Annotated in this window: 17 protein-coding genes; 9 read left to right on the forward strand and 8 right to left on the reverse strand. The window is 46.7% G+C overall.

The features are described 5' to 3' along the window. Window positions 1–80 precede the first annotated feature (80 nt). Window positions 81–1751, forward strand: a complete 1671-nt coding sequence (locus V6668_RS05895; RefSeq protein ID WP_338707937.1) for a PucR family transcriptional regulator — start codon at window positions 81–83, stop codon at window positions 1749–1751. A gap of 59 nt (window positions 1752–1810) precedes the next feature. Here V6668_RS05895 and V6668_RS05900 read toward each other — a convergent pair whose 3' ends face one another. Beyond that, a complete protein-coding gene (locus V6668_RS05900; protein ID WP_338707938.1) occupies window positions 1811–2101 on the reverse strand; it encodes a hypothetical protein in 291 nt (96 codons plus the stop codon). Between the two features lie 440 nt (window positions 2102–2541). On the opposite strand from V6668_RS05900, the gene V6668_RS05905 reads away from it, so the two are divergent. Further along, complete coding sequence (locus V6668_RS05905) at window positions 2542–4611, forward strand: hypothetical protein (RefSeq protein WP_338707939.1); 2070 nt, start codon at window positions 2542–2544, stop codon at window positions 4609–4611. 47 nt (window positions 4612–4658) lie between these two features. Here the strand turns inward: V6668_RS05905 and V6668_RS05910 are convergent, their stop codons facing one another. Continuing rightward, on the reverse strand, window positions 4659–6344 hold the full coding sequence (locus V6668_RS05910) for a sigma-54 interaction domain-containing protein (RefSeq protein WP_338707941.1): 1686 nt from the start codon (window positions 6342–6344) through the stop codon (window positions 4659–4661). A gap of 419 nt (window positions 6345–6763) precedes the next feature. Between V6668_RS05910 and V6668_RS05915 the strand changes: the two genes are divergently transcribed. Continuing rightward, the gene (locus V6668_RS05915) at window positions 6764–8101 is read left to right on the forward strand and encodes a collagen-like protein (RefSeq protein ID WP_338707942.1); all 1338 of its coding nucleotides are present in this window, start codon (window positions 6764–6766) and stop codon (window positions 8099–8101) included. 368 nt (window positions 8102–8469) lie between these two features. On the opposite strand, the gene V6668_RS05920 is transcribed toward V6668_RS05915, so the two are convergent. The 4 genes from V6668_RS05920 to V6668_RS05935 all read right to left on the reverse strand — a co-directional run bounded on the left by V6668_RS05920 (window position 8470) and on the right by V6668_RS05935 (window position 11634). Next, entirely contained in the window at window positions 8470–9345 is an 876-nt protein-coding gene (locus V6668_RS05920; RefSeq protein ID WP_036612068.1) for an SDR family oxidoreductase, read from the reverse strand. Between the two features lie 29 nt (window positions 9346–9374). Beyond that, window positions 9375–9854 (reverse strand): hypothetical protein, encoded by a 480-nt coding sequence (locus V6668_RS05925; RefSeq protein WP_036612071.1) that lies wholly within the window; start codon window positions 9852–9854, stop codon window positions 9375–9377. A gap of 127 nt (window positions 9855–9981) precedes the next feature. Next, the gene (locus V6668_RS05930; RefSeq protein ID WP_047841886.1) at window positions 9982–10539 is read right to left on the reverse strand and encodes a MarR family winged helix-turn-helix transcriptional regulator; all 558 of its coding nucleotides are present in this window, start codon (window positions 10537–10539) and stop codon (window positions 9982–9984) included. A 171-nt stretch (window positions 10540–10710) separates the two neighbouring features. Next, window positions 10711–11634 carry a proline dehydrogenase family protein gene (locus tag V6668_RS05935; RefSeq protein WP_036672382.1) on the reverse strand — a complete coding sequence of 308 codons (924 nt, stop codon included), beginning with the start codon at window positions 11632–11634 and terminating at the stop codon, window positions 10711–10713. A gap of 320 nt (window positions 11635–11954) precedes the next feature. Here V6668_RS05935 and pruA point away from each other — a divergent pair, with 320 nt between their 5' ends. Further along, a complete protein-coding gene (gene pruA / locus V6668_RS05940; RefSeq protein WP_036672380.1) occupies window positions 11955–13502 on the forward strand; it encodes an L-glutamate gamma-semialdehyde dehydrogenase in 1548 nt (515 codons plus the stop codon). A gap of 128 nt (window positions 13503–13630) precedes the next feature. Then, window positions 13631–14935 carry an RNA polymerase factor sigma-54 gene (rpoN, locus tag V6668_RS05945; protein WP_036672376.1) on the forward strand — a complete coding sequence of 435 codons (1305 nt, stop codon included), beginning with the start codon at window positions 13631–13633 and terminating at the stop codon, window positions 14933–14935. 120 nt (window positions 14936–15055) lie between these two features. On the opposite strand, the gene V6668_RS05950 is transcribed toward rpoN, so the two are convergent. After that, window positions 15056–16489 carry an aspartate ammonia-lyase gene (locus V6668_RS05950; protein WP_036672373.1) on the reverse strand — a complete coding sequence of 478 codons (1434 nt, stop codon included), beginning with the start codon at window positions 16487–16489 and terminating at the stop codon, window positions 15056–15058. Window positions 16490–16825: 336 nt separating this feature from the next. Here V6668_RS05950 and V6668_RS05955 point away from each other — a divergent pair, with 336 nt between their 5' ends. The 3 genes from V6668_RS05955 (at window position 16826) to V6668_RS05965 (ending at window position 20123) form a co-directional block, all read left to right on the forward strand. Then, window positions 16826–18103 carry a methyl-accepting chemotaxis protein gene (locus tag V6668_RS05955; protein WP_036672371.1) on the forward strand — a complete coding sequence of 426 codons (1278 nt, stop codon included), beginning with the start codon at window positions 16826–16828 and terminating at the stop codon, window positions 18101–18103. A gap of 198 nt (window positions 18104–18301) precedes the next feature. After that, window positions 18302–19147 carry a hypothetical protein gene (locus V6668_RS05960; protein WP_051449833.1) on the forward strand — a complete coding sequence of 282 codons (846 nt, stop codon included), beginning with the start codon at window positions 18302–18304 and terminating at the stop codon, window positions 19145–19147. 268 nt (window positions 19148–19415) lie between these two features. Further along, entirely contained in the window at window positions 19416–20123 is a 708-nt protein-coding gene (locus V6668_RS05965) for a stalk domain-containing protein (protein WP_036672368.1), read from the forward strand. A gap of 150 nt (window positions 20124–20273) precedes the next feature. Here V6668_RS05965 and V6668_RS05970 read toward each other — a convergent pair whose 3' ends face one another. Beyond that, entirely contained in the window at window positions 20274–21248 is a 975-nt protein-coding gene (locus tag V6668_RS05970; protein ID WP_338707943.1) for a ring-cleaving dioxygenase, read from the reverse strand. A gap of 262 nt (window positions 21249–21510) precedes the next feature. Here V6668_RS05970 and V6668_RS05975 point away from each other — a divergent pair, with 262 nt between their 5' ends. Continuing rightward, complete coding sequence (locus V6668_RS05975) at window positions 21511–22272, forward strand: TIGR02206 family membrane protein (protein ID WP_036672363.1); 762 nt, start codon at window positions 21511–21513, stop codon at window positions 22270–22272. The last annotated feature ends 64 nt before the right edge of the window (window positions 22273–22336 follow it).

Consider the following 22336-nt stretch of genomic DNA (forward strand, 5'->3'; position numbering starts at 1 on the left):
CATATTGTCGAAAAAGACTGTTCAGGACATTTGTCCATGGATTATAATGTAAGAAAAAATAACACGAAGAGGGATCGCCATTGCGAAATGACCGTGTGTTTACGATCAAAGATATCCTTGCACGTCCGGTATTTGGCCGAGCACGACTAGCGGCAGGGAAGGATGGAGTGAACCGTCAGGTTGGCTGGGTTCATGTATTGGAGATTACCAATGTATCTCCATTCGTAAGCCCCCATGATCTTATTTTATCCACTGGACTGTGGCTTCAATCGGAAGAAGGGCGCGAAGAGTATCTGCTTCAGCTCATTGGCAGTGAGGCAGCCGGGCTGTGTGTGGAGTTTGGTACCAGCATATACGGGATCCCGGAAGAACTGATTGAACTGGCGGACAGACACCAGTTTCCGCTGATCGTATTTGAACAACCGGTTCGTTTTGTCGAGATTACGCAGGATATTCACTCTCTGCTCATTAATCATCAGCACCAACTACTGAAAAGTCTGGAAGCCTACTCCCGCCAGCTTCAGCAGCGTACATTACAGAGTACGGACATGTCTGCTGTGCTGAACCTGTTGCATGAATACGCTGCAAAACCGGTGGTGTACATCTCGTCTATGGAGCCGGGTAGTTTTGTGCCCGAACTTGCTCCGGAGATGGAGCAAGCAATCTATACCTGGTATGAACAGGAGGTAGAACATCTGGATCTGAACGATTCGGATACTGAATTATGGTTCCATATGGATGAAGAGAAAGTTCTGCTTTGCCATCCGGTCGTCTGTTTCGGACAGGTGTTCTCTGCTGTAGGCATGATTGTGCATCCGTCCGCTCCGGTGGAGTATCTCAAGCTGTTACTCGACTATACGGCGAAGGCGGCGGCAGCTCTCACGCTTCGTTCCCAGTTTCTTGAAGAGAAGATGGTCCGCAATCAGAATGAACTGATCCAGGATCTGATGAATGGCAACATCCATCAGGAGGAACAGGCTCAGACTAGAATGGGGCTTCGTTTGCTGGTGAAGGGACAGTACTGGTTTGCAGGAGGGGTCATCGAGATTGAGCATCGATTGAAGGGTACAGGCCGGGAGAGGATGGAAGCCAATCATCAGGATGTTATTGTCCTGCTGCGTTCCCTGCTCAAGAAGAACAATCTGCCTAGCCTGATTATGCTGAAGAACAACCAGGTATATCTGTGCTGTGCGAAGGAAGCGGTAACGGCCGCTGCACGTCATCAACTGCTGCGATTGCTGGAAGGAATCGCCCAGGACGTGAAACGGTTTGCCAATCGTAATTTGAAACAGGTTATGATTCATGTGGGATTTGGCAAGTTACGCAGCCGTTTGACCAGCCTGCCGGAGAGCCTTCAGGAGGCCTATCAGGTGATCGAAGTTTCGAGATCGGTAGATTCGATGGAACATGTTCACTTTTACGAACGTATGGGTATATATCAAATGTTAAAAGCATTACCCCAATCCTTCCTGCAACCCTTTGTCCAGGATCACCTGGGTATGTTGATTGAACATGACCAAACGCATCACCTGCGATTGGTAGAGACGTTGGATGCTTACCTGCAGAACTTTGGTTCCAAACGGGATGCGGCCGCCCAGTTATTTATTCATCGGCAAACGTTGTACAACAGACTGGAGAAGCTGGAAGAACTGATGGGTCCAGGTTACATGGATCAAGGGAGAAGAATCTGTCTGGAGATGGCGCTGCTCGCGCACGCGATGATTGAGAATGGGCAGTGGCACTCCTCTTGATGAGGTGAAAGGGATGCAAGACAGACTGTGCACCCATCTTACACTACCTTGAGCACAGTCTAGCAGTTTCTACTAATCCGCCGGGTATGTTGTAATGAAGCAGGCAGGCGTTGCAGAGTGGAAGTGGAGCGTCGGCCCCGATAAAGCTTCATTTGACCGGAGGATGGTGCCAGTGATAAGGAAGAAGGCGCAGCCAGCCGATACGGGGGGGATGACCGGTCAGGGAGTCCTTCCGGTTCTGCGACGTTGTCCTCCATTGAAATGCCACTTTGGTGCAGCCATTCATTAAGTCGTTTAGGATTGATTCCAAGTTGTCCGCTCAGATTACAGATATCGAGGTTTATTCTCACACAAATCCGCCTTTCCTGGAATATCGGGCTGGTAGTAGGGTATGAAAGGGAAGCATGAATTCGAGATCGGTAAATGCTCATGTACATGTTGGCTGTGCTTGATTGGCGGAATGATCCATTATGTTAAGAAGTAGCGCGGAGGGGTCTATGTATACCTTGTAAAAACGTTTCCATGTCCGCTGTTTTGAATATTTACTATAAATTGGCTTTTAACAAGATTCTATCACTTCACATGCAATTGCGCGTCTCAATATAGTCTCAATTTTGTGAGAGAATAGAATCAATTTCATAATACCTTCAGCTGCTTCAATCAAAGGTAGATATAGATCAAAACGATTCAATTTGTCTATATCTAGTTACAAAATTGATAGTTTACTGAGTTATGAAATGGATTCAATAAAGTATATTAAAAGTACCAGTATCTAGTACGGAGGACATATATGGGAAACAGTAGTGAGGCTCAATACGACAAATATGTTGAGGATGGTAAACGGTTCATTGGTCGAACCAAGGAACTGACGACACTGGAGTGGTGGTTCAATCATCCGGAAGCCCCATTAACCATATTTTCAATTACGGGCATGGGAGGAATTGGTAAATCTTCCTTACTTTCAGAGATGTTATCTGTCTCTCGGGATCGAGGAGCGAGGGCAATCTGGATGGATGGTCGATCATGTGGGGCGACTCCTTCCGTTTTTATGGATTATTTGTCCTCTACATTAGGCTTGGAAACAATGGATAGTGAAGGATACCCGCGACCATTGAGTCTGCTGAGAGACACATCGATCGAGAAGAGAATGGTCCTGGCCGTGGATAATTATGAAGAGCTTGCTCTGTTAGAAAGCTGGTTCATGGAAGTCTTTGTATCCAAACTTCCGTTAAGAGGGATACTTGTCATTCTTGCATCACGCCCGGAACTGGCGTCCACCTGGCGGACACATCCCCGATTACATCAGAGATTTATACAGATGCGGCTTCAACATTTCACAGTTGATGAGATTACGGAATACATCACGGTGGCAGGCTTTCTGAATCAGGGGATGGCAGGTACCATTACGCGAATGACCGATGGACATCCGCTGGGGCTGGCGCTTGCTGTAGAAGCTGCAGATCAGAGGAGGAATCTCCCACAGTCCGAATGGGCTGAACTGTCCCATATGATCAGTGCTCGATTATTATTGGAACTTACGACACCCCGTCTGCATCCTGTAGTGGAGGTACTAACACTGCTTGAGACAGCCAATCAGGAACTATTATCATCAGTACTGGATATGACCGTGACAAAAGAAGAGTACCACATGCTGAGACAGATGTCGTTTATCCGTTCCGGCCCGGATGGTCTTGCCCTGCATGATATGGCCAGAGTACATCTACTACGAGATTTTCGCCAGCGTGAGCCTCAGCGGTTGCAGACCATGCGTATCAAGATCGTGAAGCTGCTGAAACCACTGCATGAGCAGGCGGGTCCACATGAGCGTCGCCAGATCGCCCGGAAGATGCTGTTGCTGTGTCAGGAATCCATGCTTCAATACCGCAAGTACGCGGATGTGTCCCGTGATTCCTTGTTCTCACCTCTCGAAACGATGAGAAGCGAGGATCTGCCCGTTCTGCACAGCCTGTTACAGCAATGGTGCGAGTACAGCGTGGAACCATGGCAGACGGTATCCTATGGTCCCTTCCTGGATGAACTGGCGCACCGTTATCCCGAAGGAATCGTATTAATGCGTGACAAGCTTGGGGAGACAATCGCCATGTTCATTACCATTCTTGTACATAGGGAGAGTAGTGAGTTGTTATTAAAATATTTTCCAAATGAGATGTATGAATGTTTCACACCACAGGAACTTGAAAACGACCCGGATCAGAGTGATACGCACTTTGCCTTGCTGGCTGCGGCAAGAGATGATGTGCCTGGTTATACACGAGAAGAACTGGTGGGATACATGGCACTGGATCGACTATCTCTACTGGGTGATGGTGCACGAGCGATACTCGTTGCAACGAATCCTCACCTGAAACTATTTTTGCAGAGCATTGGATTCCAGATGCGAAGAACCCGCACCCGTGTCTGTGACAGATTCGAGGACCAGGCGGACATACTTGATTTGGATTTGCGTAGCGGGCAATTCGGAGAGTGGGTCATGTCTCTGCTTGATCCGGAATCAACAGAGGATCGTATACAGCCGGAAACAACGGAAGTGGATGGTGTAATCTGGACTGAACAGGATGTTCGCAAGATGTTGGGGGATCTTCGTTCCCCGGGAGAATTACATGAATATGCTGGCAGGGTTAGAGGAGTAAAGGATGGAATCCAGTTACAGCTGTATGTCATGGATCTGTTAGAAGACAGAGTACATGGCCTATCTCCACAGGATCAGATGCTGTTATACGCGGCCTACTGGACGCATGCTGGCAATCCAACTGCCGCAGCCCAGACGTGTTCCATGAGTCGGGCGACATTCTATCGCCATCTCAGAACAGCGCTGACTCGCTTGGCGCGGATTTTGTAGGGTTCTATTCGTTCATCATACCGATAATGACGATAAGAAGAGGCTGGTCATAGACCAAGCCTCTTCATGCGGTTATAGAGCGTTGCCCTGGAGATGCCAAGTTGCTTGGCGAGGGTTCGTTTGTTACCACTTGCTGCTTTCAGATATTGAATTAGAAGTTGCGCCTCATAGGTGTCCAATTTTTGCTGGTAGGTAACACCGGAGACAAGTTCGGAATCATCCGAGGGATCTGATTCGTCCACATTTGCAACTGTTTGAGGTTGTTGTTCTGCTCCTGCCGAATCCTGACGTTGCTGATATTCGTTGTTGGCATGTGAATGAATTCCGGACGTCAGTTGAACTTCGGATTGTTCTTGCATGGTGAGAGAAGTGAGGGTATCAGGCAGGTATTCCTGCTTCACCTCACCATCTGTCGTCAGAATGGTCAGGCGTTCGATCACATTTCGTAATTCACGTACATTGCCTGGCCAATCATATTGGAACAGCAATTTGAATACTTCAGGTGGAACCAACTCTATATGACGGTTATAGAGCAATGAGAATTCTTGAAGGAACGTTTGGGTTAACTCATAGAGATCTTCCTTGCGCACACGCAGAGGAGGGATGACAAGGTTAATGACATTCAGCCGATAGTAGAGATCTTCTCGGAATTGATTGCGTGCAATCATACTCCGTAGATTCTGATTGGTCGCAGCGATAATCCGGCAGTCGGCCTGTTTCATTCGCGTTCCCCCCACAGGAAAGTAACTCTTCTCCTGCAACACCCGAAGCAGTTTCACTTGCAATTCCAATGGCATCTCACCGATCTCATCCAGAAAAAGAGTACCCCCTTCGGCAAGTTCAATCTTGCCCTTTTTGCCTTTGGGATCCGCTCCGGAGAAGGCGCCTTTTTCATAGCCGAATAATTCACTTTCGAACAAGGAAGCGGGAATTGCCCCGCAGTTAATCGCTATGAACGGTGCCGTCTGCAATTCACGAAGATCATGAATGGCTTTGGCGAATAACTCCTTGCCTGTGCCACTCTCTCCGAGGATAAGTACGGTTGCTGAGGTGGTGCTGATCTTGCGAATGGTATCCATGCACTGCTTGATGACCAAGCTGCTGCCCTTGATTCTGGCAAATGGATCTAATTCGGGACGTAGCCGAGCAACGGCTTTTTCCAGATGTTGAACTTTGGATGTCATATGTAATAGTTCCTGATGTAATCGGATTTCGGTTGTTATATCCACTTCGGCAGCAACTGCACCCACAATATGTCCATCCAGTTGGACAGGACGAGCATTAATCAGCGCGAAGAGGTCGGGCCGTGGCTGATGCTGTTTGCGATAGACCGTTTCACCGGTATACAACGTTTTGAGAGACTGTAGCCGATCTGGAGGAAAAAAGTCCGCCGCGGGTTGTCCGATAATATCATTTTTGCTGATCGAAAAAACATGCTCCGCGCCAGTTGTCCAGTAGGCCACTTTGGCATCTTCATTAATTAATGTCAGAGCTGAACCCGCTGTCTCCAGTGTGGTCTCAAAATAAGCTTCTATTAGGCGATGCGCATGCATCATGGCATGCAAAACATCGGATACGACGATATATCCCAATAGAGGGCCATCATCCTGAATGAATAAATAAGAAGATGTGTCGAATAAGCAGAAGGCATCTACCAACGATGTTGAGGACGGAATGGTAAGTGTGGGGAGGTCTGTATCCAGAACATCCATATCCGTACGCAATAAAGACATTAATTCTGGAAGTAAATGTTTCATCGATATCACCTCAGTTAGGGCATAACTTTCAGAACTGTACCTGTTACAAGGAACTTTTATGATCGGAGTAAATGGAAATATTTGAGTGAGATAGTTATCCATATTATAGCTTTCAAAGTGAAGTGTGTATAGATTTTTTGACATGAATCATACATAAGACAATCGGAAATAGTGGTTAATTTTGTTTTGTACAACTAGAATACGCTCTCAATCTGAAGCGAAAGTGAAGCATTCATGAACATGACAGTATCAGTTCGTTAATCTCAACACATTCACTGGGCAGGTTAAGTGATTCTATATGTTGACTCTCAATTTGTCCACACCATTAAGTATCGTCTGAATAATACTATACCAAGGACTGAAATGAATGAATTCAATCGAAGGAGGGTGATGATATGGCGATTCTATCAACTGGGCCCATTGAGAATAATATTTCAGGAATAACGGGGATCCGACCAACTCAATCCGTTACGGTCAAAATCGATAACCGGAATGCGACAGATGTGTTCACAGTGCTTCTTCGGGGCTATTACCTTAATGGAGTCAGAACATTATATGTAGAAGAACTGCTCAATGTATCACCTAATCAGGTCATAACCAAAGTTTATAATGGGAATTTTGATGCTTTTGAGTTTGTATTTTCAACCTCAGACACGGCTGCTCCAGAAGCACAAATATCCGTATGGGGTAAAAATGCCGCAGGCGAATTAGTCGCGGCTCACCGATTGGTATCCCAGGAGTTATTGGGAGAAACGCTGAGCACAACGGGTGTAACTGGAGCCACTGGAGCCACGGGTATTACGGGAGTAACAGGAGGCACCGGAGCCACTGGAGCCACGGGTATTACGGGAGTAACAGGAAGTACCGGGGCTACCGGAGTGACAGGAGCCACTGGTGTTACGGGAGCAACGGGAAGCACAGGGGCTACTGGAGTGACAGGAGCCACTGGTGTTACGGGAGCAACGGGAAGCACCGGGGCTACTGGAGTGACAGGAGCAACGGGCGTTACAGGGGCCACCGGAATAACAGGAGCCACGGGTATTACGGGAGTAACGGGAAGCACTGGAGCTACTGGAGCTACTGGAGTGACAGGAGCGACTGGTGTTACAGGAGCAACGGGAAGTATCGGGGCTACCGGAGTGACAGGAGCCACGGGCATTTCTGGAGTAACGGGAAGCACTGGAGCTACTGGAGTGACAGGAGCAACGGGAAGTACCGGGGCTACCGGAGTAACAGGAGCCACGGGTATTACGGGAGTAACAGGAAGCACTGGGGTTATCGGAACAACAGGTGTCACTGGAGCAACCGGTACAGCAGGGCAAGGGTTGTCCTCTTATGCCTATATTTTTAATACTTCAGCTCAAACTGTAGCTATTGAAGCGGATGTAATCTTCGACAGCAACCAAAATCTTACGAATATTACGCATACACCCAATACCGATGCGATTATTATTGGTAATGCCGGGGACTATGCGGTGTTTTTCAACGTTGCAGGTGTACAGGCGAACCAATTCACCCTTTATCAAAACGGAGCCCCTGTAGGTGGCAGTGTCTATGGTTCAGGAGCTGGGACTCAACCGAATCCAGGCATGGTCATTATTACGGCTGCTCCCGGTGATGTGCTGACATTACGGAATCATTCCAGCGGATCAGCTGTTGGTCTGCAAACACTAGCAGGTGGAACACAGACCAATGCTAATGCTTCTATTCTTATTCAACAGTTAAGTGGTTAACTTTTAAATAATAAATGGGTGTGTCCAGAAAAATAGACATTTAAAATTGTGGTCCTATCTCATAATTAGTGGTTGACAGTCTTCGGTCGCAAATCATGGGAAGTTCTCACTTTAATAATTTTCGCATTAAAAGAGTCATAATATAAAGTCTAGCCGCTCTTTTTGAGTGGCTAGACTTTAGCTTAATTAATAGTTAAGTTCTCTCATTAAAAACATTATTACCGGCTAGGATTCCTGTAGAGCTCATAACCATCCTCTAGAACGCTGAAGTTCGTTAAACTTAGCATTTTTGTTTATCGCTTTAATATGCGGTGGGGTCGTTAGCGCTTGGAGCGAGAGAGCCCCTTTTCGTTATTGTATAACTTGGTTTACAGCCTTGGTTTAAATGCATCTCGATGTTCTCTCAGGAATGCATCAAGTGAACGCGGCGCTCTGCCAAGCAAGCGTTGGACCGTATCCGTCGGCTTCTCTGGCACAACGGAAGACATCGTCTGAATTTCCACAACGTGGTCTGCAAGCCAAGGAGGCATCTGTCCATGTTCGATCAGATCCGTTCGAAGCTCCTCGGGTTTGAGGTTGAAGAATCCGATCGGACGATTGAACAGGGTGGACATTTTATCTGCAATCTGTGCATAAGTGAATGCTTCGGAACCGGTAAGCGTATAGATGCGGTTCACTGGTTTGTCTCTAGTCAGCACTTCTGTGGCAATATCTGCGATGTCTCGGCAATCGATGAAGTTGCACGGGGAATCTCCAATGCAGCCGAAGAATACATCTTGAGTTGTAATGGTTGGTGCGAGTCGGAGCAGATTTTGCATAAAAGCATAGGGCCGCAGCATTGTATATGTCATCCCGGATTTCACTAGAGCTTGCTCGATTTGTTCATGCCAGCCTGCTACAGTTACTGGTGAACGTTCGTCATATGCTGGGCTGGATATTTTGACGACATGCTTGACTCCCTCTTGCGCAGCCATCTGAATAATGGATGTCTCTAGTTCCACTTGTTTAGGGTTGTTGGATAACGCTAGAAATAGTTGACTGGTACCCGCCAAAGCTCTGCGCATGGATTCGGAATCATTTGCATCGGCAGCACAGATTTCAATCCCGGACAACGCCAAGTCCGCCATTTGTTGACGAAGCTTATCCGGCTTTCTACTTACTGCCCGAACGGGAATACCTCTTTCCATCAAACGTCTCAAAAGTACATTTCCAATCATGCCTGTTGCTCCAATAATAGTAATCATGTTTCAATCTCTCCTTATAATGAACTTGTTTATTTGATAATGTAAGCTCGCCAGCGCCATGTCATGATCGTACAAGCTATTGCACCGGACAATGGAAAATCGAACCCAATATGATCCAACCAAGCCCATGAAGAACTCGGGTTTACGATCTGCAATACATTAGAAATCCCCCACGCCGCCACCAAGCCAAACCCTGCGCCTGCAAGTGCCAAGCAGCCCACGACAATGATTCGGGGGGCTTTTGCCACCCACCGTGTGCGGTTCTTACGGTTACGAAGCCAGAGTCCGGCCCATAGAGCCATAAGCAGAGACGCCCCTCCAATCGTTGTTAAAGCTCGTAACTGAAGGACTTCATCAGCGGTAACGATTCCCCCGATGCTTGCCATGATGGCAGGAGACAAGTAGGCCGGGATTAATTCACGCCACAGCACAAAAGGTTTTGGGGGAGGATTAGCAGCTCGGTTTGGATAAGCTTCCTCGGAATGAATGGGGTCATTAAGGTTAACCATATCACTACTCCTTTTTTGTTTAGAAATCACTGATTTGCTTTCATCTATAAGTAATTAGGAGCCTAACTATATGGTGATGAAAATGGGCTAGTTGAACTAGCCCAGTTCACCTTTCTTCGTTATGCTCCTAGGATTTTGGTTCGGAGAAGTCGTGTGACTCATCTGTAAGTGCAGCAATACCTTGTGTTACACGCCCCAGCAGGTTGAGAAACACACTCCTTTCCTCGATCGTAAGTAATCCAACCATCGCTTCCAGTCTGGCAAAATGTTCCGCAGCCATATCCGTTAGTTTCTTCGCACCTTTGGCGGTCAAAATGACTGACTTCTGACGACCATCAACGGAACTCGTCCGACGAGCAACCAGTCCGTCGCGTTCTAAAATCTCGATTAGACCAGTTACGGTAGCACGGGTTACACCCAGATTTTCCGCCAGTTGGGAGGGCAGTTCTTCTCCTTCGTGATCTTCAAGATCTGCCAACAGACGATATCGTCCTGTCGATAAACCAAATCTGGAGAAATGGATTTCTGCAGCATGCCCAAGTTTGGCTCCTGCTACCATCAGTCTGGATGCGACAAGCACGGCTTGTGCATCCACGTCTAATTGATAGCGATCAACCTGACGCTTCGTTTGTACTAACGAAGGGATGAGGTACATATCAGTTGTTGATTTGTTTTGATTGTCCATACATATAGTATGGTGCCTAACTATATAGTTGTCAACTTTTGTTTAGACCATTCGTCAAGTTGGATGCTCTGCTAAAGTGTTCGTACAGAAAAAACCATGTGCCCAGAAAAAAAGAGGCAACATGGTTTTCTTTTGTCTTTTTTCATATATATTGATCCAGTTGGAGAATAACTATCGGAACATATTCTTAACGACCATCCAGAGATTAGCCGGTTTTTCGGCCAAACGGCGGGTATAGTACGGATACCACATGGTGCCATAAGGTACGTAACAGCGAATGCGATAGCCTTCTTTGGCGAGACGTTCCTGTTCGCTCATCCGCAGACCATATAACATCTGGAATTCAAAGGCATCCGGCGAGATTCCCCGATCCTTGGCGTATTGTTTCGTCCAGTTAATGATGTGATCATCATGCGAGGCAACCGCAGTGTACACACCCTGATCGAGGTGATTACGAATCATCGTTTTGAATTGATGAATGACTTCAGAAGTATTCTGATAGGCGACTGATCCGGGTTCTTTGTAAGCACCTTTAACCAGCCGAAGCCGAATACCTTCCCGAATCATATCACGTGTATCTTCTTCGGTGCGATGCAGGTAGGCTTGCAATACTGTGCCTGTATTATGCAGTCCTTCCGAGTGCAGTCTTCGGACAATATCCAGCGTCGCTTGAGTAAATGGACTATCCTCCATATCAATTCGAACAAATAGATCATGTGATTTGGCTTGTGCGGCAACGGTACGGATATTTTGGTAACCCTCTTCCGGGTCAAGTGCGAGGCCCATCTGGGTTGGTTTTAGCGAGACGTTGGAGTCTACGCCTTCACGTGCAATGCCTTCTACCAGGCGTACATACTCATCCCTGTACAATGCCGCTTCGCTCAGGCGGGTGATGCCTTCACCCAGATGATCGAGCGTAGCCATAATGCCTTTGTTATTGAGTATGCGGATCTCTTCGAGAGCTTCTTCCAAGGTGTTTCCTGCAATAAATTTGCCTGCCAGCTTCTTACCATATCTAATGGACAGGTTCTCTACAGCTTTGTTGCCTGCCACGGTTAATAAGGTTTTGCGATATATTTCCGTTCCCACACTCATTTTCGTTTCCTCCTTCAGCATTGTGCATCCTTAATTCAAGCAAGAAACGTGCCAGATTTGGCGATGGTCTACTATTTTTCATGGAAATTTTAACTTTATAAAAAGGAATCAAAAAAATCTGGGGATAACAGCGATCGGAAGGTTATTCTGTCATCGGAGTGGCCCGTGTGAATTTTCTTTAGTTAAATTTAACGAGAAAAATATTTCAATCTCAACCGGAGTTGGCACGGATTTTGCTACATATATTTGGTGATGAGTAACATGCAAAATAATTCAGGCGAGCAGCCAGCGAATCTTACATCCTGAAGGAGGAATCATTGATGAATATCCCTTTTGTTAACGAACCATTCACACCCTTTGCAGTCCAGGCGAACCAGGAAGCATTTGAAGACGCACTTCGTCAGGTAGAAGCTGAACTTGGGCAGGAATACCCGATTATTATTGGTGGGAAAAAAATAACAAGCAGCCGCACGTTAACTTCCGTGAACCCCGCAGCCAAGAATCAAGTTGTCGGAACGATCCATCAGGCAGATCGAGAATTGGCCGAAAAGGCCATTCAGAAAGCGGCGGAGACATTCCACACATGGAAACATACTGACCCGAATGAACGGGCCCGTTATCTATACAAAGCAGCTGCCATTATGCGCCGTCGCAAGCATGAATTCTCCGCATGGATGGTCTATGAAGCCGGCAAGACTTGGCCTGAAGCGGATGCGGACACAGCGGAAGCCATTGATTTTATGGAATTCTATGCACGGGATATGCAGCGACTGAGTGAACCGCAGCCCCTCGTGCGGATTGCAGGGGAAGATAATGAACTGAGTTATATACCGCTGGGCGTTGGTGTTGTTATTCCACCTTGGAACTTCCCACTGGCGATTATGGCAGGTATGACCTCTGCTGCACTGGTATCCGGCAACACGGTAGTATTAAAGCCCGCCAGCACAACTCCGGTGATTGCCGCGAAGTTTATGGAGCTGCTCGCAGAAGTTGGTCTGCCGGATGGTGTCGTGAACTTTTTACCTGGACCAGGCAGTGAAGTGGGTGATTATCTTGTGGATCATGCGCTCACCCGGTTTATCAGTTTCACCGGTTCCCGAGATGTAGGACTGCGAATTAATGAACGTGCAGCACGTACTGCTCCAGGTCAGAAGTGGATTAAACGGGTTATTGCAGAAATGGGCGGCAAGGATTCTATCGTTGTAGACAGTGACAGTGATCTGGAACTCGCGGCAGAGTCCATTACCGCTTCGGCATTTGGTTTCTCAGGACAGAAATGTTCGGCGTGTTCCCGTGCCATTATTCATAAGGATGTATATGATGAAGTGTTGCAAAAAGTGATTGAACGGACACAGAAACTGACGATGGGCAGTCCACTTGAAGTTGGCAGTCAGGTTGGACCAGTTATCGATGACAAGGCATATGCAAAGATCACGGAATATATTGAAATTGGCAAGGGCGAGGGACGTCTTGTGCACGGTGGCGGTACCGGGAACGTTGAAGGTTATTTCATTGAACCAACCATAATTGCCGATGTGGATCCCAAAGCCCGGATTGCTCAGGATGAGATTTTTGGTCCTGTGCTTGCGTTCATCAAAGCAGAATCATTCCAGGATGCATTGGATATCGCCAATAATACAGACTATGGTCTGACCGGCGCGGTGATCTCACGTAATCGTGAACATCTGGAGCAGGCAAGACGTGAGTACTTTGCGGGTAATCTGTATTTCAACCGGAAATGTACCGGAGCACTGGTAGGCACACATCCATTTGGCGGATTTAACATGTCAGGCACGGATTCCAAGGCAGGTGGAAGAGACTATCTGCTGTTGTTTACCCAGGCGAAGCTGGTATCGGAGAAATACTAGACAGAAACCCATGATCCGACTAAAAACTTCTTACATTTGCTTGAATAGTATGCTATTATCCCTGCAAATCCTTTTGTTCGTATAAGAAACACAGATGCTTATTGCCGAAGGTATAAGGAGGGTAACGGATGTTGGGTGTTCAGTTGGTACAGGAACAACGTATTCGGCTGTCCATCACGCCGGAGATGAAACAATCCTTTCATTTGCTAACCATGTCTGGCCAGGATCTGACCCGTTACTTGCTGGATGCGGCGGAGGAAAATCCAGTACTCGAACTGGAAGAACAAGCCGCGCCCCTCGCCCGGATTCCGCGGCGAATGGATCAGCGCAGGTATGGTTCCTATGATCCGCTGCTTCAGGCCAAAGGTGCCGAACCTACTCTGGAACAATTGCTGATTGCGCAAATTCGAGTGATGAAAATTCCAGACGAATTGGAAAATATGGCCGTATATTTGGCAGGGTGCGTTAATGATGATGGTTATCTGACGGTTGAACTGGCAGAGGTGCAAGCAACACTTGAGCTTCCGATGAGCAAGATTGCAGCGGGACTGGATCTTCTCCAATCGCTGGACCCTGCTGGTGTAGGGGCGCGGAATCTGCAAGAATGTCTATTGCTCCAGATTAGACGTGATCCATCAGCAGCGCTGAATGCGGAGTGGATGGTGGAAGCGGGATTGGAAGCACTGGTTCCTTTTCACCCAGGTAGAACAGGGAGTCGATTAGGTATGACTTCACGGGAAGCTCAGACTGCCTATGACTATATTACACGTCTGGACCCCAAGCCCTGTCGATCGATCGGATGTACGGAACGGCCACATTACATTATTCCGGATGCCATTGTTGGGTTGCGTAACGGTGAGGTCCATTATAGTTTGCATGCAGCAGGTAACCCTCGGGTATCGATGAATGAAGCGTGCTTCCGCTGGATCAGGGAAGAGGCTCCCGACGCAACCTGGTCTACCCGCGTGGCAGAAGCGAGGGCTATCATTCGGAGTGTACACTTGCGGCGAAGGACTTTAGTACGTGTGTTGACGGCAGTGATGGAAGAGCAGAAGCACTTTTTGGTCAAAGGCCCATCCGCGCTAAAACCACTTAAACTGGCTGTTATTGCAGAGAAGATTGGCATACATGAATCAACGGTAAGTCGTGCGGTGAACGGTAAATACATTGAGACCCCACATGGTGTATATGAACTCAGGGCTTTTTTTGCCTCGGGAATCAGTACAACGTCAGGGGATAAAACATCAGCATCAGCGGTGAAACGTAGATTAAAAGAAATCATTCGCACGGAACAGGCTCAGCGTCCATACTCGGATAGTCATTTGGCCACATTGCTCGCCGAGGAGGGGATTGTCATCTCCCGCAGAACGGTTGCCAAGTACAGGGAGGAACTTCAGATTCTGCCTTCCCTTGAGCGTAAAAGGTGGGCTTAATCGAATAGCTGGCGTCTTATCATCTCTGAATACAAGAACCCCCGCAAACCGGATGAACGGTCTGCGAGGGTTCTTGTTAATTATTTGTGTTTGGGTTGCTGCATCAGTTTTCCTGATTACCTACAAACGTTCCATATTACGCAGGAAGTGTTCTCCGGCAATCCCTGGTGTAGTCATCTGTTCCGGATGAAGAATCTCTTCCAGTTCTTCCGGTGTTAACAATCCGCGTTCGAGAATAATCTCTTGCAAGGAAAGTCCAGTCTTGAGTGCTTCCTTCACAATGGAAGCTGCCACATTATAACCTAAGTGTGGGTTCAACGCCGTAACCACACTGAAACTTTGCTTCATGATTAATTCGCAGCGCTCACGGTTAGCTTCCATCTCTTCAACTGCATAACGCGTGAAAACATCGATGCCGTTATTCATAATTTTCAGCGATTGCAGCAAGTTGAACGCAATAACTGGGCCCATGACATTCAGCTCGAATTGACCGGCTTCACACGCCATACAGATCGTATGGTCGTTCCCCATCACCTGGAAAGATACCTGGTTAATGACTTCTGCCATAACGGGGTTGACTTTGCCCGGCATAATGGACGAACCTGGCTGACGCGGTGGCAGGCGCAATTCATTGAATCCTGCACGCGGACCTGAAGCCATCAGGCGAATATCATTACAGATTTTGGAAAGGCTAACCGCACATACCTTCAGCGCCGCTGAAAGTTCCAGATAGGCATCTGTGTTCTGCGTTGCATCCACGAGATCCTCAGCTGTTTGTAGTGGAAGTCCGGTAACATCAGACAGGTGCTCTGTAACCTTGACGATATATTCGGGTTTGGCATTGAGTCCTGTACCTACCGCAGTTGCACCCATGTTAATGGTAAGCAAGCGGCGATTGGCGAATTCAAGACGCTCAATATCCCGTCCGATTACACGGGCATAAGCTCCGAATTCTTGTCCAAGGCGAATAGGTACGGCATCCTGAAGATGGGTACGGCCAACCTTGACCACATCGTTAAATTCCACTTCTTTTTTACGGAACGCATCCTGTAGTCTTTTCATGGTAGCGAGTAACGTCTCCGACAGTCGGTACGCCGCAATGCGCAGTGCTGTAGGAACCACGTCATTAGTAGATTGGGACATGTTCACATGATTATTGGGATTGCAATGGAAGTAGTCTCCCTTGCTTTTGGTTAACAGTTCCAGCCCGCGGTTGGCCAAAATTTCATTCATATTCATATTCATGGAGGTGCCTGCACCGCCCTGAATGGAGTCTACAATAAAATGATCCAGATGATGGCCTTTCATCATTTCTTCAGCTGCCATGACGATCACATCGCCAATCTTGCTCGGCAGCATCTTCAACTCCATGTTGGTAATGGCTGCTGCCTTCTTCACCGCAGCCAGAGCCGTGATCAGCTCCCGGTGTACCGGAACGCCGGTAATCGGGAAGTTTTCCACGGCCCGTACCGTTTGAATTCCGTAATAAGCATAAGCCGGGATTTCTTTTTCACCGATAAAATCTTTCTCCGTCCGTGTGGACATAGTAGACATCTCGTTCGCCTCCAGTGGCATCAATAAAAATAGTTCGGCTCCAGCGTTGCTGAAGCGCACTCAGTATATCATTTAAGCAAAATGGATGCCAATCTAAATCATTTGGCCTCTTGTGCCGATAATAAATAAAATTAGGGATATTTAAATGGGATATTATTCAATTTTTAAGAAAGTGAGGGATATCCAAGCTTGTCTTATACATTATGCGCTATATGGTAGAGAAGTCATGCATGAACGGCAAATATGAGGGGGAATAGAACGTTTTCAGTGATGTATATCACATGAAATTTGGTACTTGATTGGTAAAATAGGAAAAAAGGACTACGGGGTGTGCACATGAAATGGACTTTAGGAGCAAAGACTGTCGCAGGTCTGGTACTGATTTCGATTATTACCTACGGAACTAGCGGCTTTTTTATATTTTTTGTCAAAGACTGGGTTACGTTAGATATTCCGAATTGGGTATACATATCGATTATCCTGATCATGGGAGTATGCTGGAACGGGATTCTGGGATGGTTTGCCTCACGCTGGCTGACTCGTCCAATCGTTCACCTGTCCCGGGCTGCACAGCAGGTATCAGCGGGAGATCTGACAACCGAGATTCCGCAGCGACGCACGCAGGATGAACTTACTGTATTATATGATGCTTTTCGCGCAATGGTTTCTAACCTTCGAAGCATTGTAAATGATATTGCAGACAGTACAAGAACGACTTCACAGAACGCACAGTCTCTGAGTGAAGCGATTACCCAGGCCGCTGAACAGATCGAGATGATGTCGGATGCAGTGGATCATATTGCGGTAGGCGTAGAAGAGCAGAAGGTCACTTCCCATCAATCTCTGATCACTGCGGATGAGATGCTGAACGATTTCCAGCGTATGCATAGCCAGTCCATGGATATGACAGAGATGTCCGGTCAGATGGAACGATCGGTGGATCATACCAAACAGACTTTCTCATCGTTGATGAAAGGGATGGACGAGCTGGCCGAGTCGCACAATCGTTCCCGCGATATTATGTTGTTGCTGGAGAAGGAAGCCTCCGATATCGAGGTAATTACCCAGTCTGTCAAAAACATCGCAGAGGAAACAGGGTTACTTGCCCTGAATGCTTCCATTGAGGCTGCACGAGCTGGCGAAGAGGGTTCTGGTTTTGCAGTCGTGGCGCAACAGATCCGCAAGCTGGCAGACGAAAGTAAGGAATCGGTACACCGTATTAATGAGCTGATTAGTCGTGTGCAAGAGCGGATCAGGGAGACAGCCCAACTGTCTCATGAGCAGCATGGTCTCGTGGTTAATGAATCGGAGCGGACCGTCTCTGTGGATCAGACGTTGCATGAACTGACAGGAACAGTGGAAGTATTTATGAAGGGTGCGCATGATATCGGCTCCAAGATTGCAGAACAGACCGGTCGCGTGGAGCAAACGCACGGTCATGTGAAGAAGATCCAAGGGAAAGCTGGATCGTTCTCGGATGAGGCGAGACGAATTATGGATGCCGCACACGAAGAGACAGCCATCATGGAGGAGATTTCATCCTCGGCTGAAGAACTGAGACAATTAACCGATCGGTTATTGGACAAAACCAAAGCATTCCGGATGCAGCCTTAAGCTGTGTTCGGGATTTTTTTTGTTTTTGGAGCACAGTTTTGGCATGATAATTTGCTTATTCTGGTTAAAGCCGAACGTTCTTTCGTGAAAACGAAAATTTGTAAAGATTATTTTATGAAAGATTAACAAATTCGCAACTTGCAGGCGATAAATGAAGATATAATAGGATTATCACAACAGATAAAGGAGCCCAGTATATTGAAAACTTGGACAGGTATCCTGCTGATGATTATTTTGGCGGTAGCTACGATTAGTACAACTTCGGCTGCCAGAACCATGAATGAATCGCAAAAACAGCTTAACATAGATGATCAATCCAGCCAGACCGAAGTGGTCGAGGCTTCCAATATAGATAAACTGCATGACACAACGAAGACAACACAGGAATCCATTCCTGTGAAAGAGGAATACGTTTCGGTAGCTCCAGAGAATGAGAACGTCAGATTATACCCTATGAAAGTTGAGGGTTCAGGATATATATATAACGGAATGATTTTGGAAGTGGACGGCAAAACGCGAGAATTTAGTGATTGGCAGGGAGAAGGCGGGTCTTACAAACCCGAAGTGCACGAGTTGGATCTGAATGGAGACGGCCAGAAAGAAATTATCGTTTTGTACACGGAAGGTCATGGAACAGGTATTTATTTGGGACAAGCACGTATCATTAATCCGGTAACGCTGGAAGAGATGAAGATGCAATCTCTGGATGAGATTGCGAAACAACATGTGAAGTCAAAAGTTACGGTTAGATCAGACCGTGTGGATGTTGATGTCGCCGTTGATGGCGTTCAAGCAGAACCTTTACGGATCGAGGAAGATACGAGTGGCGGCGTATATAACGAAGAGTTGGGATTCGGTGGAGTTACCTATTACAGTGTAGAGGATGGCCAGCTTGTTGTATCAGCAGCAGGATCTTACGGTGCGGCTTTGTATGCGGGTGATCTGACATTTGCTTATGAGTATCAAGATGGCGAGTGGAAGGCCGTAGATTTGAAGTACAGCATGGAAGTGTATGAAGAAGAATATTATGAATCTTTTGATTGATATCATCCTGTTGATATCATAGTGCAGTGGGAATTAAAAGTTCTCGATTGTGGAGTTAAGTGAACAACTGACAAGAATATCTTCCTTTCTCCGTATACGGACAATGGGAAACAGGGCGAGGCTGAAAAAAATGGGGACATACAGCCTCGTTTTGTGCTGCCCGGAAATAGGCAATGTGTACTAAAAATGCAGTAAACAATTGACATTATCACTTTAGTCGTTTAAATGTATAAAGGACAAATCATTTTAACATTCAGGAGGGATTTTGATGAAGAAAAAAGTTGTACTGGGTTTGATGGTAGGCACACTAACGCTTGGGATCGGAACAGGTGCACTCGCAGCAACAGGGTTGGAGCAGATTAAAGCCTATCTAAACAGCAAGATTACGCTAAAAATGGATGGTGCCACGGTGACAGCCAAAGATGCCAATGGTAAAACAGTGTTGCCTATCACTTACAACGGAACGACTTATTTGCCTGTGCGTGCTGTGGGATCTTTGCTTGGGACAGAGATCACTTATGACAGTGCAACTTCATCCGTCCTGATTGGCGGAAAGAATGGATCTGCGCCCGTAACCAACGGAAAAGTAACGCTGAGTGCACTTGGAACATCCGTACTGGGATCTACCGCTTGGCACACCAAAGATCCTAAGGATACCACATATAAAGGCAAGGATTACAAGGATGTTTATCTGCATAATGATCCTACGAAACAGGGGGATGATATCCAGATTAATACGGGTAAAAAGTATTCTTCTCTGCACTTGGAACTTGCCGCGCTGAAAGGAAATCAGGAGATTCATATCTATGATCAGGATCTCGCGACACTCAAAAAGTTCAATATCACTCCAGAAAGCGGTATGATGAGTCTAGATGTGGATGTTAAAGGTACAGACGCTGTCTATGTAGAGATTGTATCTGAAGATCCGGGTTCGGCTCTGTTTGTACCGCTCACAACATCGTATCTGACGAAGTAAAACACAATCTGCAAGTTTGCGACCTTACAGAAGGGGCAAGACAAGCATAAACATAAAAAAACGATGATTCACTAGGCGATTCCTGAACCGTATCCGGTATTCAGAGTTGCCTGGTGAACATCGTTTTTTATTTTCTTTTTGTTACGAATATTAACGAATGACGGTATCCAGCGGTTTAAGATTGGCTTCAATCTCGGCGCGGCGACCTTCAAGGAATGGAGGCAAAGCAAGCGATTCACCCAGATGCTCCAATTCTTCGTCTGTATCAAATCCCGGACCATCGGTTGCAAGTTCGAACAGAATACCGTTTGCTTCACGGAAATATAGGGAGCGGAAGTAGAAGCGATCTACAAAACCGGAGTTAGGGAATTGGAAGTTACGAACCCGTTCCACCCATTGTTTCAGTTCTTCTTCGTTATCTACACGGAACGCAACGTGGTGTACGCTGCCACGTCCAGGACGCTCTTGGGCAAGGTCATTCCGTTCCTCAACATGCACCTCGGAGCCACTGCCACCTTCACCGGATTCAAAAACGAGTACATCAGGTTGACCTGGAGTAAAGGCAGGATAACTTCCTTTAGCTCTGAAACCGAGCAGTTCGGTAAGAACCGGAGCGGTAAGGGAAGCATCTTTTACCGTAAGATGGATAGGGCCAAGGCCTACAATGCCATACTCGGCAGGCACAGGGCTCTGATCCCATGGTTTACCACCAGCGACACCTTTATTATTTTCATCTGAGACCAGAATCAGACGTTGTCCTTCAAAGTCTGTGAACGAGAGCGTGGCACGGCCACCCCGTTCAACAATCTCTCCGTGTGGGACTTCGAATTCGTCAAAACGTTGCTGCCAGTACGTAAGTGCCGCATCACTTGGAACGCGCAGTGACGTTCCGGATATGCTGTTCACCCCTTCACGAGTCTGTCCGGCCATCGGAATCTCAAAGAAGGTAAGTTCGGTACCCGGATTGCCTTTTTCATCGCCATAGAAGAGATGGTAGACGGACACGTCGTCCTGATTGACTGTTTTTTTAATGAGGCGCATACCCATGATGTTGGTGTAGAAACGATAGTTCTGATCGGCATGTGCTGTTAGAGCTGATACGTGGTGAAGTCCTTTGATTTGCATAATATTTCCTCCTAGATGAATTGGGATAGTGTAAATGTTTAGTTGAACGATTGTTAAGTACGGTATATTTTATTTCGATTAAGAAAGTTACTAACTTTTCGTTTGTTTTGGTTCTGAATTTATCTTAACATAAAGATATTTAAATTACAATGCTTATTTAGAATTCCAACTGGACAGCTCTTTCATTCAATGGCAAAATGAAAAAGTTAACATTAAAGAGAGATAATGTTGGTGAGATCCTTGTAAAGGAGAGAAGAGATGCATGGCGTATCCACCATGGCTGGACCCGTATGATGCAGAGCCGTTTATCCTGTTCTCCACTTCACATATCGTTTCAATTAGCGTAATTACAGCAATGATTGTACTGATGTTTTTGCTTCGACACCATCTTCGATCATGGTCAGAGAGGGCACGCCGCATACTGCGAATTGTTCTGGCTTGTATCATGTTTGCCTGTGAAATTGTGCTGCAACTCTGGTATGTGTATGGAGGGATATGGAGCCTGCAGACGTCACTGCCACTCGAACTATGCAGTCTGTCTCTGCTATTATCGGCGTTGTTACTACTGACACGCAGTCGACTGTTACATTCTGCATTGCTGTTTGCAGGCATTGCTGGAGCCCTTATGGCGATCCTGACTCCTAATCTAGGTTATGGTTATGCACATTTTCGATTTATTCAATTTTTCGTTGCTCATGCCTGTATCATTCTGGCTTTACTCTACATGACTTGGGTGGAACAGCTGCGACCTAGCTGGAGATCTGTAGCAGGTTCCATGATATTTGTGAATGTGGCTGCACTAATCGTATACGTTGTAGATGTCATGCTTGACGCGAATTACATGTTTTTGAGACACAAGCCGAGTACACCCTCGGTGCTTGATATGTTAGGTCCTTATCCAATGTACATCCTTGGGGAAGAGATACTTGCGCTAGTCTTGTTCTCGCTGATGTACATTTTGCTCTTTGCCATTCCAGATCGGTTGAAGCATCGTGTGAAAAAAGGTAAAAGCTCCGCGGTATAGGGATAATCCTTGTAGTTGCGCCTGCGCCGTACTATAAACTCTTTATATATAAAACATCCCGCAG

This window comes from Paenibacillus amylolyticus (assembly GCF_036894225.1).
Classification (GTDB): domain Bacteria; phylum Bacillota; class Bacilli; order Paenibacillales; family Paenibacillaceae; genus Paenibacillus; species Paenibacillus amylolyticus.